The organism is Serratia sp. C2(1), assembly GCF_036352655.1.
Lineage (GTDB): Bacteria > Pseudomonadota > Gammaproteobacteria > Enterobacterales > Enterobacteriaceae > Serratia > Serratia inhibens.
Genome location: NZ_JAZFBA010000001.1, coordinates 3,241,998 through 3,255,100 on the forward strand (window position 1 = coordinate 3,241,998; position 13,103 = coordinate 3,255,100).

Genomic DNA, 13,103 nt, shown 5'->3' on the forward strand with positions numbered 1-13,103 from the left:
GCTGCGCCCACATTCCTCAGGAAAGCTCCTCCCCCGCCGTATTTTTCTCCGCCGCATCGATCCGGTTGAACAACAGATTCAGCAGCAACGCCACCAGACACGACGCGCTGATGCCCGAATGCAGCAAGGTGCGCACCCAATTCGGGAACTGATCGTAAAAAGTCGGCATCACAATCGGGATCATGCCGAAGGCAATCGCCGTCGCCACCACCACCAGATTCATGTTGTCCTTATACTCCACCTTCGCCAGAGTACGAATGCCGCTGGCGGCCACCGAACCGAACAGCACCACGCCGGCGCCGCCCAATACCGGCGGCGGAATGCAGGCCACCAGCCGGCCGAGAACCGGCAGCACGCCCAGCAGCACCAGAATGGCGCCCCCGGCACTGACCACAAAACGGCTCTTCACGCCGGTGATCGCCACCAGGCCGATATTCTGGGCAAACGAGCTCTGCGGGAATGAGTTAAATACCGGCGACAGCGCACTGGAGAGCATATCGGCGCGTAAACCCTTGGCGATACGACGCGAATTGACCGGCGACCCCACAATTTCCCCCACCGCCATCAGCCCGGCGGTGGTTTCCGTCAACAGCACCAGCACGATCAACAGCATGGACAGGATCGCGCTCAGCTCGAAGGTTGGCCAACCGTAGGCGAAAGGTTCGGGGAAGGCCAGCCACGGCCCGTTGCCCACGGCGGCAAGGCTCACTTTCCCTGCCAGCGCCGCCGCTACGCCGCCCACGGCCATCGCCAGCAGTACAGACAACCGCTTCAACGTCGGGGAACCGATCTTATTGAGCAACAAAATCACCGCCAACGTGAAAGCGGCCAGGCCAATATTCCCGGTCGCCCCCCAGTCCGCCGCCCTGGCGTTGCCGCCCATCGCCCAGCGTACCGCCACCGGCATCAACGACAGGCCGATCACCGTCACCACAGTGCCGGTCACCACCGGCGGGAAGAAGCGGATAATTTGCGAGAAAAACGGCGCGATCAACAGACCCGCCAGCGAGGCGGCGATCACTGCGCCGAATACCGCAGGCAGCCCGCCGTCCCCGGTCACGATGGTCACCATGGTCGCCACCCCGGCGAAGGAAACGCCCTGCACCAGCGGCAGACGCGAACCCAGACCGGGCAAGCCGAGGGTTTGCAGCAACGTCGCCAGCCCGCTGACAAACAGCGCCGCCGTCACCAGCATGCCAATCTGCGGTGCGCCTAAACCTGCCGCCGAACCGATGATCAAGGGTGGCGCGATAATGCCCCCGTACATGGTCAAAATATGCTGCAGGCCGAAGGCAAAGGTTTTTCCCAGCGGCAGTTTTTCATCTTCCGGGCAGCACGAAGCCGCGCCCTTATCCTGAGACAGAGCCATATTTCCCCCGTTGACTGGGTGATTGAATCCGGGCAAGCGGTACGCCGCGCCCGAGGGTACGTCAGTGGATCAGATCAACTGCCGCGGTAGGTCGAGTACGAGTAGGGGCTGATTAACAGCGGTAAATGGTAATGTTGTGCCGCATCGCCGACGACAAAATCGATAATCGCCGTGGCGTACAGCGTGTCGCGCCGGCCGGCGGCAAAATAGCCGCCGAGATCGGCATACAAACGATAATGTCCGGCGACCAGGCCATCCGGCGTCAGGTTGCGCGCGCGGCCGTCGGCATCGGTTTGGCTTTCGGCCTGCATCCGCCAGTGCCCGTCGTGCTCTCGTTCCAGCCACACCCGCACGTCTGCCGCAGGTTTGCCGAGTGAGGTGTCCAGAATATGGGTGCTGATATTACTCATCGCTCAATAACTCCTTAAAACGCAGCATCACGATTTCGCGCAGCTGTTCGGCGGTTTCCCGCTGCTCCTGCTCCGCACTGTTGCTCAACCGACGTTCCAGCTCACGCAATATGGCCTGGCCATCGCGGCCGGCCGCACGGATCAGAAACACCTGACCAAATTGCGCTTCATAACGCCGATTGCCTGCCAGCAGCGCCTCGGTCAGTGCGGCGTCCTCCGTATTGACCGCCGCCTGCTCTCGCCGGGAAAATTGCGCCTCGCGGCCTGGCCCGCCGGCGCGTTCGCCGATGCGTGGGTGCTGCGCCAGCGCCCGATTGACGTCCTCCGCCTGCCAGCGTTGTGACGCCTGCCGGGCAAACGCCAGTGCGGCATCAATGCCGGCGAACGGCCGGGCAGCAACCACCGCCGCGATCCAGGACGGAATATCCACGCAGGGGCGCAGCAACCACTCAGCCTCCAGCGGCGACAGCCGGTTAAACGTTTGCAAATCCATCAGGCTTCCTCCCAACTGACAACCGTCTGGCAATAGGCCTGAATCGCCATCGCCACATCGGCGTGGGTGACGGCTTCAGCCGGATGATGGCTGATGCCGCGATCGCAACGCACGAACAACATACCCACCGGCCAGCAGGCCGCCACGGCTATCGCATCGTGCCCGGCGCCGCTCGGCAGCGCCATGCTGCGCCCTTGCACCTGCATCACGCCGTCCTGCCAACGCCGTTGCAAATTTGCATCACAGGCTGTTGCATTTATGCGGTAAAACTCTTCGCTGGCAAAACTCAGCCCCCGGCGCGCGCAGATCGCCTCGGCCTGTGCCAGCAGTTGCCCCAGCAACGCCGCCAGCGGGCCATCCTCCGGGCCGCGCACGTCGAGCGACAGTTTTACCTCGCCGGGGATGACGTTGACCGCTCCCGGCAGGCTTTCGATTCGGCCAACGGTGGCCACCAGATGCGGATCGCAGGCCGTGGTGATCGTCTCGACGGCCACCATCCATTCTGCCGCCGCCGCCAGCGCGTCTTTGCGTTGCCCCATCGGCACGGTGCCCGCATGGCCCGCCTCGCCGCTAAAGGTGCAGTTGAGCCGACGAGCGCCGTTGATTGCCGTCACCACCCCCAGCGCCAAATCGGCCGCTTCCAGGCAAGGCCCCTGTTCGATATGCAGCTCCAGATAGCCGCAGATATCACTTTGCGCACGCTTAGCCTCCCCCACCGCCGCCGGATCCAGCCCAAACTCGCGCAGCGCCTGCGCCATGCTGATCCCCTCGGCGTCGGTCCGTTCCAACCACTCGGCCGGCCACTGCCCGGTAATGCCTCGGCTGCCCAATAAGGCAACGCCAAAGCGGGTGCCTTCTTCATCGGCGAAGCCAATCACTTCCACCGCCACCGGCAAACGCCGCTGCTGCCGGTGCAGATGCGCCACCACTTCCAGTGCGGTCAGTACGCCAAGCATGCCGTCGTAGCGGCCGGCATTGCGCACCGTATCCAGATGCGAACCGAGCAGCAGCGCCGGTGCACCTGGCGTTTGGCCTTCGTAACGGCCGCAGATATTGCCGACGCTGTCCTGATGAACAGTCATGCCAAGGGTGCGCATCCAGTCGCCCACCAGTTGGTTGGCGCGCCGATGTTCCGGCGACAGATAGACGCGCGTCAGTTGGCCCGGCGTGGCGCTGATCGCCGCCAACGCATCGCAGCGCGCCATCACTCTTGCAGCGGCCTGTTCCGCCTCCTGGGCGGTTAACAGCACCGTCATCAGCAGGCCCCGGTTTCGTAGGTATTCCAGGCCGCCTGCAAGGCTTCGCCCTGTTGGCTGGCGAAGCCCAGCCGATTCAGTACCGCCTCCAGCGCGGTCAGTGTCTGCAACACACAGTCTTTGCGCGCGTTATAACCCATGGTGCCGATACGCCAGATTTTGCCCTGCAGCGGGCCGAAAGAGGTCCCGATCTCGATGGCGAAATCATTCAGCATCATCTGACGCACCTGCTCGCCGTGAACCTGTTGCGGGATCACCACGCCCAGCACGTTGTTCATGCGGTTATCGAGATCGCCGAACACCTCCAGCCCCATGCCCTGAATGCCGGCCAGCATCGCCGCGCCGTTCAGTTTGTGGCGGGCGATGGTATTTTCCAGTCCTTCTTCCAGGATCACCCGGGCGCACTCGCGCGCGGCGAACAGCATGCTGGTGGCTTCGGTATGGTGGTTCAGCCGCTCCGGGCCCCAGTAATCCATGATCATGCCGAGATCGAAATAGTTGGAGTAGATCATTTCGTCGTCGCCGTCGGCATGGTCAGCCGTGCGAATGCCCTGCTCCACGCATTTACGGCGGCGGACGATCTCTTCAAACTGCGGGCTGAGAGTGATGGGCGAACTGCCGGACGGGCCGCCCAGGCATTTCTGCAGACCGGCGGATACCGCGTCCAGCCCCCAGGCATCGGTTTCCAGCGGGTTGCCGCCGAAGGAGGCGGTGGCGTCGGTATAGAACAGCACGCCGTGGCGGCGGCAGATGTCACCCAATTCTTCCAGCGGCTGCAACAGGGTGGTGGACGTATCGCCCTGCACCGTCAACAGCAGGCGCGGGCGCACCTTCTTGATCGCGTCTTCAATCTGATCGGCGCTGAACACCTCGCCCCAGGGCACCTCGATGGTGTGCACCTCGGCACGGCAACGGCGGGCAATCTCGCACAGCAGATGGCCGAAACGGCCAAACACCGGCACCAGCACCTTGTCGCCGGGGCGGATCGATGAGATCAGCATGGCTTCAATACCGGAACGCGAGGTGCCGTCCACCAGCATGGTCCAGCGGTTTTCGGTGCGGAACAGCGCACGGTACAGTTCCATCACCTGATTCATGTAGCCGGTCATCGCCGGATCGTACTGGCCGATCAGCTGGCTCGACATGGCGCGCAGCACGCGCGGATCGGCATTGATCGGCCCCGGCCCCATCAACAGGCGAGCCGGCGGATTAATCTGATCGAACTGGGTGATATCTAACATGTTCATTCCTTACCCACTTAATAAGTTATTATTCCACTCGCCCCGGTCAGGCCTCTGTCAGCCCACGGACCGAAGCGATAAACTGTTTTAATTCCTGCGTTTGCGGATTGGCGAACAGCGTGCGGCTGTCGCCCTGCTCCCAAACCTTGCCCTGGTGCATAAACACCACCCGGTCGCCGACCTCGCGGGCAAAATTCATTTCATGGGTCACCAGAATCAGCGTCATGCCCTCTTTGGCCAGTTGCTCCAGCACCTTCAGCACCTCGCCCACCAGCTCAGGATCCAGCGCCGAGGTGATTTCGTCGCACAGCAGCACCTTCGGGTTCATCGCCAACGCCCGGGCAATCGCCACGCGCTGCTGCTGGCCGCCGGAAAGGTTAGCCGGTGAATAGTGCATTCGCTCGCCCAGCCCGACCTTGTTCAACATCTCCTCCGCCAGTTCGCGGCATTCGGCGGGGCTTTTTTTCAGCACCCGGCGCGGCGCCAGCATCACGTTATCCAACGCAGTCATGTGCGGGAACAAATTAAAGTTCTGAAATACCATGCCGATGGAGCGGCTGATTTCACGCGCCTGCGAATCGCGGTCGGTAATGGTCATCCCGCCCAATTTGATGCTGCCTTCCTGATACCCTTCCAGCCCATTGATACAGCGCAACAGCGTGCTCTTGCCGGAACCGCTGCGGCCGATAATCGATATCACCTGGCCCATGTCGATATCCAGATCCACGCCCTTCAGCACATGGTTCTGGCCGTAATATTTCTGAACCTGATTAATTGTGATGAGCGGCATGGAATTTCTTCTCCAGATAATGGCTGTAACGCGACAGCGGGTAACACATCAGGAAATAGCCCAGCGCGACCAGGCCAAACACTTTAAACGGCTGATAAGTGACGTTGTTCAGCATGGTGCCGGCCTTGGTCAGCTCGATAAAACCGATGATCGACGCCAGCGCGGTGCCCTTGATCACCTGTACCGAAAACCCGACGGTGGGCGCGATGGCGATACGCACCGCCTGCGGCACAATCACCCGCATCAGGGTTTGGCCAAAACTCAGCCCCAGGCACCGCGACGCTTCCCACTGCCCTTTCGGCAGGGCGGCGATGCTGCCGGACCAGATATCCACCAGAAACGCGCTGGTAAACAGTGTCAACGCCAGCGCGGCAGCGGCCCAGGGGCTGACGTCGATGCCGAACAGCGCCAGGCCGAAGAACGCCAGGAACAGCTGCATCAGCAGCGGTGTGCCCTGAAACAGTTCGGAATAGAAACGGACAAAACGTATCGCCCACTTGCGTTTGCTCAGGCGCAGCAATAACAGCGGCAACGTCACCAGAGTGCCGCCGAAGAACGCCGTCAGCGACAGCAGCAACGTCCAGCGCGCCGCCAGCAGCAGGTTGCGCACAATGTCCCAGTCGGTAAAAGTCAGCATCAGCCCTGGCTCCCCAAAAAGCGCCGTCCGGCGGCCAGCAACAGCTGGCGCATCAATACCGATAACAGCAGATAAAACAGCGTCGTCACCAGATACACCTCAAAACTGAGGAAAGTGCGCGACTGGATCAGGTTGGCGGCGAAGGTCAATTCTTCGAACGACACCTGCGACACCACCGATGACCCCAGCATGACGATAATGCACTGACTGACCAGCGCCGGGTAAATCCGCTGCAACGACGGCGGCAACACAATGCGCAGAAACGTCTGGCTGCGGCTGAACCCCAGCACTCGCCCGGCTTCCCACTGGCCTTTCGGCGTCACCTGAATGCCGGCGCGAATGATTTCGGTGCTGTAAGCGCCCAGGTTAATCACCATCGCCAACAGCGCCGCCTGCCCGGCGGTCAGTTTCCAGCCCAGGCTCGGCAGGCCGAACACGATGAAGAACAGCTGCACCACAAACGGCGTATTGCGCACTACCTCGACGTAAATGCCCCAAATACGGCTAAGCAAGTTAGCCTTGCCGCTGCGGATCGCCGCGCCGCAAATCCCCAACGCGACGCCCATCAGGGTGGCCAACGCCGTCAACTCGATGGTGGTCAGCAGACCGGCCAGCAGTTCGGGCATATAGGGCCACAGAGCGGGAAAATTCAGCTGATAGGTCATCAGGCGCTCCCGTTATGCACCAAGGTTGGCAGGCAGCGGCGCTTTCAGCCATTTTTCCGACAGGCCGTTCAGGGTGTTGTCCTTCAGTGCCTGTTCAATCAGCTCATCCACTTTCGCTTTCAACGCCGGTTCACCCAGGCGCAGGCCAACGAAGCACGGCGAGTCTTTCAGCATAAACTTGGCGACCGGCGCTTTGGTCGGGTTCTGCCGCGCGATGGCGCTCACCACCAGGTTGCCGGTAGCGATGTACTGCACCTGGCCGGACAGGTAGGCCGACAGCGTGGTGTTGTTATCCTCATAGCGCTTGATCTGCGCGCCCTTCGGCGCGGTATCGCTCAGCACCATGTCTTCGACCGCACCGCGCGTCACGCCGACGGTTTTGCCGTCCAACTGTGCGGCATCGCCCAGTACTGCCTCTTTCGGCCCGAAGACCCCGAGGAAGAACGGCGCATAGGCGCGGCTAAAGGCAATGGTCTTCTCACGTTCCGGGTTTTTGCCCAGGCTGGAGATCACCAGATCGACCTTGTTGGTTTGCAGATAAGGCACGCGATTGGCGCTGGTGACCGGCACCAACTGCAACTTAAGTTTCATCTTGTCGGCCAGATAATGCGCCATGTCGATGTCATAGCCCTGCGGCTGCAGATCGGTGCCCACGGAGCCAAACGGCGGGAAGTCCTGCGGCACCGCCACCCGCAGCACACCGCGCTGCTGGATTTCCTGTAATTGATCCGCCATCGCCGAGGCGGCCTGCGCCATCAGCAAAACCGCACCCAATGTCGCTATCCCGATTTTCTTGAAGTTCATAGATTATCCCCGATGGTGAAGTGATGAAACAAAAGATTCTTTGATTATCACTTTGCAACTAATGTGCCAACCAGCCGCACGGGAAGCGTTCTGCTTTATTGCCCGTAAGTTAAGGCATCAGGAGGGGATTTTCCCTGCCGCGGCAGCGGCGGAGGAAAGGCACAACGTGGGGAAAAAATCGCACCGTCAGAGTGCAAAAGCACCAAAATAGCGCTGAGATCAGCGCTGTTCCAGCTCGTCCAAATCGTTATACAAGTCAGCGATCTGATGAATGCGCTGCCGCCCTTGCGCCAGCGTCTCATGCAGTAAAGCGTTACTGAGCAGGTTAGCCAGGCTCATGGCGGCGGAGTAGCTGTCGAAGGCGGAAACGCTGTCGAGCGGCGCCGCCAGATGCCAGTTCGCCAGCAGGATCAGCGCCTGCGCCTGCGGTTCGCACACCAGCAGTGTCGGCACCTGCTGAACCTGCAATTGCGTCAACAACGCCCGCAACTGGCGTGGACGACGGCGAAACGCCACCACCACCGCCACATCCTGCGCCCCCAGATCCACCAGTTCTTCGGCCAGCGTCTGCCCTGGCTGCGGCACCAGCAACACATTTTCACGCACCTGCATCAGTTGCTGGCGCAGGTGCATCGCCACCGGATAGCTGTTGCGAAATCCCATCAGCACCACCCGCCGCGCCTGGACCAAGGCGGCGATCACCGCGTTGAACTGATTTGCATCGATATGATTCACCCAGTGCGTGAGATTGGCCATTTCCTGCTTGTAGTGGCGCGCCAGCAGGGTGTTGCCCTGCACTGCATCGCGGTTATCGGTCAATGGCATGCCGCTCTGGCGCAGGGTGCGCAGTTCGTCACGCATTGTGCGATAGCTTTGGTAGCCCAGCCGCTTGAACAGACGGCTGACGGTCGCCTTGGAAACGCCGCTCAGGCGCGCCAATTCGGCGCTGTTGTAGCTGATCAGGTCATCGAAATGATCGAAGATAAAGTCGGCCACCCGCTGCTCCTGCGGCGTCAACTGCGGGTATTCACTGCGCAGGCGTTCATCAATCTGCTTCATCGCCACTCCGGCTGTAACGTTCGTTTCAGCGGAACATAACACGGCCAATCCACCCGCTGGCAAGCAATTATTGTCCCCCGGAAAAATATGGAACGCCTCTTGCTTGTATTGAATCAGATGCTGACCTCAAAAAAGGGCCAAGAAATGATTAACAGCAACACCGCGCCATTGGGCATGGCGGTCACGCCGCATCACCTCGCCAGCGAAAGCGCGCTGGCGGTCCTGCGCGAAGGCGGCAACGCCATCGAGGCGATGGTCGCCGCAGCCGCCACTATCGCGGTGGTTTACCCGCACATGAACGGCCTGGGCGGCGACGGTTTCTGGCTGATTGTTCCGCCGCAGGGCGATCCGGTCGCGATTGACGCCAGCGGTGCCGCCGGTTCCCTGGCTACGCTGGATTTCTACGCCGGCGAAAGCCATATTCCGCACCGCGGGCCAAAGGCGGCGCTGACCGTGGCCGGCACCGTCGGCGGCTGGCAAGCCGCGCTGGATTACTCTGCCGAATTGGGCGGAGAACAGTTGCCACTGCCACGCCTGTTGGCCGACGCCATTCGCTATGCAGCGGACGGCATTCCGGTCACCGCTTCGCAGGAAGCCGCCACCCGCAGCAAGTATCATGAGCTGGCGGACCTGGAACATTTTGCCCGCACTTACCTGCCGCACGGGGAAATCCCTCACGCCGGTCAACGTTTCTGCCAACCGCAGCTGGCGGATACCCTGATCGCGCTGACCGAAGACGGGTTGGACAGTTTCTATCGCGGCCCGCTGGCGCACAGCATGGCGACGGATATGGCCCGGCTGGGCATGCCGCTCACCGCGCAGGATCTGGCGGATTACCGACCGCGCCGCCGCACGCCGCTGCGGCTGGAGCATCAGAAAGGTGAAGTCTTCAACCTGACGCCGCCCACTCAGGGCCTGGTGTCGCTGGCAATTCTCGGGCTGACCGATCGGCTGCCGCTCGCCGGCCAAAGCGAAGGTGCCGTGGTGCACGGCATTGTGGAGGCCACCAAGCTGGCTTTCGGCCTGCGCGATCAATTCATCACCGATCCTCGCCATATGACGCAGGATCCGCAGGCGCTGCTGGAGGCCGAACATTTGGATGCGTTGGCCAAACGCATCGATCCCCACCAGGCCGCCGCCTGGGGGAAAGGCAAAGGCCCGGGCGACACCGTTTGGATGGGGGTGATGGACAGCAGCGGTCTGGCGGTATCCTTTATTCAGAGCATTTATCACGAATTCGGCAGCGGCGTCGTTCTGCCGCACAGCGGCGTGCTGTGGCAAAACCGCGGCGCGTCATTCAGCCTGGATGCCGCCCATTTGCTGGCCCTGGCACCGGGTAAACAGCCGTTCCACACCCTTAACCCGGCCGCCGCACGCCTGTATGACGGACGTACCCTGGTCTATGGATCGATGGGCGGTGATGGCCAGCCGCAAACCCAGGCCGCGGTATTTGTCCGCCATGTGGTGCAAGGGTTACCGCTGCAACAGGCCATCAGCGCACCGCGCTGGCTGCTCGGCCGCACCTGGGGCGAAAGCTCGGACTCTTTGAAGCTGGAAGGTCGTTTCAGCGCCGAAACCGTGGACTATCTGCGCCGGCGCGGCCATGAGGTGGAGTTGCTGCCCGATTTCAGCGAAGCGGTCGGCCATGCCGGCGCCATCGTTCGTCATACCAACGGCATGCTCGAAGGCGCTTTTGACCCGCGCAGCAACGGCAGCGCCGCCGGTTTTTAGCCACCATGTTAAAGGGGAATATCTATGAACAACCTGCCTGCTATCGACTGGGCGGCCTATATCAGCCAGATGGAGGCGATATTGGCCCTGGAAATGGATGACGCGCGCCGCCAGGAACTGCTGACTCAGTTCAACCGCATCGCCGCGATGGCGGAACCGCTGATGGCCTTCCCGCTCGATCAACGCCTGGAGATTGCCGGGGTGTATCGCGCATGAATCCGTTAAGCGCATTATCGATCGCCGAGATCCGCGCCGCCCTTAAACAGGGGGCGATTTCCGCGCGCGAAATCGCCCAGCAAACGCTGGAGAATATCGACAGGCTCAACCCTTCACTGAACGCCTATACCCACATCACCCGCGAGCGGATGCTGAGTGAAGCCGATCACCTCGATCGCATCCGCGTCAAGGGGCAAACCTTGCCGAGCCTGGCAGCCATCCCCTACGCGGTGAAAAACCTGTTCGACGTCACCGGCGAAACCACTCTGGCCGGTGCCAGCCTGTTCAGCGACCGCGCACCCGCCAAACAAGACGCCTGGGCAGTGAGCAAACTGGCGGCACAAGGCGCGCTGCTCTCCGGCATGCTGAACATGGATGCCTACGCCTACGGCTTTACCACCGAAAATAGCCACTACGGCGCAACCCGCAACCCGCACGACACCACGCGCATTGCCGGCGGATCTTCCGGCGGCTCGGCGGCCGCGGTCGCCGCCGGGCTGGTGACCTTCTCGCTCGGCAGCGACACCAACGGCTCGATCCGCGTACCCTCATCGCTGTGCGGCATTTACGGGCTGAAACCGACCTTCGGCCGCCTGTCGCGCAGCGGCAGCCACCCTTTTGTCGCCAGCCTGGATCATGTGGGACCTTTCGCCCGCCGGGTGCGCGATCTGGCGGCGGTGTACGACGTGATGCAGGGCACCGATATCGAAGACCGCTTTCAGGCGGAAAAACCGATCACGCAAACCGAATCGCTACTGCCGCGTGGCCAGCAGGGGTTGCGTTGTGCGGTGCTCGCAGGCTATTTCCAGCAGTGGTGCAATGACGACGCCAAAGCCGCAGTGCAACAGGTCGCGATGGCGCTGGAGGCCTGTGCCGAGGTTGAGCTGCCGCAGGCTGAACTGGCGCGTTCGGCGGCGTTTATCATCAGCGCCGCCGAGGGGGGCAATCACTATCTGCCGCAGTTGCGCAGCCAGCCGGAACGCTTTGAGCCGCTGTCGCGTGAGCGACTCTTGGCAGGCGCCATGCTGCCCGCTGCCTGGTATGTGCAGGCGCAGCGCTTCCGCGCCCATTTCCAACAGCAAGTACTGCCGCTGTTTGAACACTGGGATATTCTGATCGCCCCGGCAACGCCGTGCAGCGCTACCGGCCTTGGCCAGGAAACGATGCGCATCAACGGCGCCGATCTGCCGATCCGCGCCAGCATGGGCATGTTGACGCAGCCGATTTCGTTCCTTGGCCTGCCGGTGGTGACGGTGCCGCTGAAAACCGCCTCGGGGTTGCCCATCGGCCTGCAACTTATCGCCCCGCCGTGGCGTGAAGATCTGGCGCTGCGTGCCGCCTATGCGCTCGAGCAACGCGGCGTGGCGAACTGTTCTTTACCGGCAAAACAGGGTTAACGAATGAAAAGTGAATATATCGACCGGCCGGCGGTGCTGGCTGAGGTGAACGCCGCGTTTTATCGCTACGAACAGGCGCTGATCGGCAATGATATTGACGTGTTGGATGAGCTGTTCTGGCACGACGGGCGTACCGTTCGCTACGGGGCGACGGAAAACCTGTACGGCATCGATCAGATCCGCGATTTCCGTCGGCAACGGCCATCGCAAGGGTTGGATCGCCTCCTGGAGAACACCGTCATTACCACCTACGGCGATGATATGGCGGTTGCCAGCACCGAGTTTCGCCGCCCGGGCAGCGAACGCGTCGGCCGCCAGATGCAAACCTGGGTCAAGCTGGCCTGCGGCTGGCGCATCGTGGCCGCGCATGTGAGTGTGATGGCAGAATAAGTCACCGTGCGCAAAAATTGGACAACCTGACGCCATGAGCCGTATAGTAGTTAAAGGTATTACCTTTAACTAACTGAGGCTACTTATGGCTACTGCTACGTCGATAAAAATTGATGATGAGCTTAAGCAACGGGTGCAACACATTGCCGCTGCCCACCAGCGCAGCGCACACTGGATTATGCGTGAAGCTATTCGTGAATATGTCGAGCGTGAAGAAAAACGCGAGGCTGTTCGCAACGATGCATTGCAGGCATGGGAAACCTATCAGGCCAATGGTAAACATTTGACTCAGGACGAGGCCGACGGCTGGCTCTCCGATCTGGAAAAAGGTGACGATACGGAGATACCCGGGTGCCACAACTGATATGGACGCCAACGGCGCTGCTGGATGTACAGCGGCTTTATCGATTTTTGGCTGAGAAGGATCTCAATTCGGCAAAGCGCGCTGTCGCCACTATTCGTAACAGCATCAAAATAATAGCGCACCAACCCAATATTGGCCGTCCCGCTAAAGATATGGCGCCTGAATTCAGGGAGTGGCCTATCGATTTCGGCAATAGCGGTTATCTTGTTCTGTATCGGTTTAACGGTGTAACCGCCGTTATTTTGGCTATTCGCCACCAAAGCGCAACCGGGTCTTGATGC

At 61.3% G+C, this 13,103-nt stretch carries 16 protein-coding genes; 6 read left to right on the forward strand and 10 right to left on the reverse strand.

Translation table 11 applies throughout. From position 1 onward, the window contains the following. Nucleotides 1-16 precede the first annotated feature (16 nt). From V2S86_RS15220 to V2S86_RS15265, 10 genes are all read right to left on the reverse strand, one after another. Nucleotides 17-1,369, reverse strand: coding sequence for a nucleobase:cation symporter-2 family protein (locus tag V2S86_RS15220; RefSeq protein ID WP_330763082.1), 1,353 nt, complete (start codon nucleotides 1,367-1,369; stop codon nucleotides 17-19). 74 nt (nucleotides 1,370-1,443) lie between these two features. After that, nucleotides 1,444-1,779, reverse strand: a complete 336-nt coding sequence (gene uraH, locus V2S86_RS15225; RefSeq protein ID WP_330763083.1) for a hydroxyisourate hydrolase — start codon at nucleotides 1,777-1,779, stop codon at nucleotides 1,444-1,446. After that, complete coding sequence (gene uraD, locus V2S86_RS15230) at nucleotides 1,772-2,272, reverse strand: 2-oxo-4-hydroxy-4-carboxy-5-ureidoimidazoline decarboxylase (protein WP_330763084.1); 501 nt, start codon at nucleotides 2,270-2,272, stop codon at nucleotides 1,772-1,774. Before uraD ends, uraH begins: the two co-directional genes overlap by 8 nt. Further along, entirely contained in the window at nucleotides 2,272-3,528 is a 1,257-nt protein-coding gene (gene hpxK, locus V2S86_RS15235) for an allantoate amidohydrolase (RefSeq protein ID WP_330763085.1), read from the reverse strand. The genes uraD and hpxK overlap by 1 nt, the downstream gene beginning before the upstream one ends. Then, on the reverse strand, nucleotides 3,528-4,769 hold the full coding sequence (locus V2S86_RS15240) for a pyridoxal-phosphate-dependent aminotransferase family protein (protein WP_330763086.1): 1,242 nt from the start codon (nucleotides 4,767-4,769) through the stop codon (nucleotides 3,528-3,530). The genes hpxK and V2S86_RS15240 overlap by 1 nt, the downstream gene beginning before the upstream one ends. Before the next feature lie 46 nt (nucleotides 4,770-4,815). Continuing rightward, the gene (locus tag V2S86_RS15245) at nucleotides 4,816-5,559 is read right to left on the reverse strand and encodes an amino acid ABC transporter ATP-binding protein (protein WP_330763087.1); all 744 of its coding nucleotides are present in this window, start codon (nucleotides 5,557-5,559) and stop codon (nucleotides 4,816-4,818) included. Further along, complete coding sequence (locus tag V2S86_RS15250) at nucleotides 5,540-6,196, reverse strand: amino acid ABC transporter permease (RefSeq protein WP_330763088.1); 657 nt, start codon at nucleotides 6,194-6,196, stop codon at nucleotides 5,540-5,542. Before V2S86_RS15250 ends, V2S86_RS15245 begins: the two co-directional genes overlap by 20 nt. Next, nucleotides 6,196-6,861, reverse strand: coding sequence for an amino acid ABC transporter permease (locus V2S86_RS15255; RefSeq protein ID WP_330763089.1), 666 nt, complete (start codon nucleotides 6,859-6,861; stop codon nucleotides 6,196-6,198). The genes V2S86_RS15250 and V2S86_RS15255 overlap by 1 nt, the downstream gene beginning before the upstream one ends. 12 nt (nucleotides 6,862-6,873) lie before the next feature. Next, nucleotides 6,874-7,665 carry a transporter substrate-binding domain-containing protein gene (locus V2S86_RS15260; RefSeq protein ID WP_212558625.1) on the reverse strand — a complete coding sequence of 264 codons (792 nt, stop codon included), beginning with the start codon at nucleotides 7,663-7,665 and terminating at the stop codon, nucleotides 6,874-6,876. A gap of 219 nt (nucleotides 7,666-7,884) precedes the next feature. Then, the gene (locus V2S86_RS15265) at nucleotides 7,885-8,724 is read right to left on the reverse strand and encodes a MurR/RpiR family transcriptional regulator (protein WP_330763090.1); all 840 of its coding nucleotides are present in this window, start codon (nucleotides 8,722-8,724) and stop codon (nucleotides 7,885-7,887) included. Between the two features lie 144 nt (nucleotides 8,725-8,868). On the opposite strand from V2S86_RS15265, the gene V2S86_RS15270 reads away from it, so the two are divergent. From V2S86_RS15270 to V2S86_RS15295, 6 genes are all read left to right on the forward strand, one after another. After that, on the forward strand, nucleotides 8,869-10,455 hold the full coding sequence (locus V2S86_RS15270) for a gamma-glutamyltransferase family protein (protein ID WP_330763091.1): 1,587 nt from the start codon (nucleotides 8,869-8,871) through the stop codon (nucleotides 10,453-10,455). Between the two features lie 24 nt (nucleotides 10,456-10,479). Continuing rightward, entirely contained in the window at nucleotides 10,480-10,671 is a 192-nt protein-coding gene (gene hpxX, locus V2S86_RS15275) for an oxalurate catabolism protein HpxX (RefSeq protein ID WP_330763092.1), read from the forward strand. Further along, on the forward strand, nucleotides 10,668-12,068 hold the full coding sequence (locus tag V2S86_RS15280; RefSeq protein WP_330763093.1) for an AtzE family amidohydrolase: 1,401 nt from the start codon (nucleotides 10,668-10,670) through the stop codon (nucleotides 12,066-12,068). The genes hpxX and V2S86_RS15280 overlap by 4 nt, the downstream gene beginning before the upstream one ends. A 3-nt stretch (nucleotides 12,069-12,071) precedes the next feature. After that, nucleotides 12,072-12,458 (forward strand): oxalurate catabolism protein HpxZ, encoded by a 387-nt coding sequence (hpxZ, locus tag V2S86_RS15285; protein ID WP_004949013.1) that lies wholly within the window; start codon nucleotides 12,072-12,074, stop codon nucleotides 12,456-12,458. An 85-nt stretch (nucleotides 12,459-12,543) separates the two neighbouring features. After that, complete coding sequence (locus V2S86_RS15290; RefSeq protein WP_166728990.1) at nucleotides 12,544-12,822, forward strand: CopG family ribbon-helix-helix protein; 279 nt, start codon at nucleotides 12,544-12,546, stop codon at nucleotides 12,820-12,822. After that, nucleotides 12,810-13,100 carry a type II toxin-antitoxin system RelE/ParE family toxin gene (locus V2S86_RS15295; RefSeq protein ID WP_330763094.1) on the forward strand — a complete coding sequence of 97 codons (291 nt, stop codon included), beginning with the start codon at nucleotides 12,810-12,812 and terminating at the stop codon, nucleotides 13,098-13,100. Before V2S86_RS15290 ends, V2S86_RS15295 begins: the two co-directional genes overlap by 13 nt. Nucleotides 13,101-13,103 lie beyond the last annotated feature (3 nt).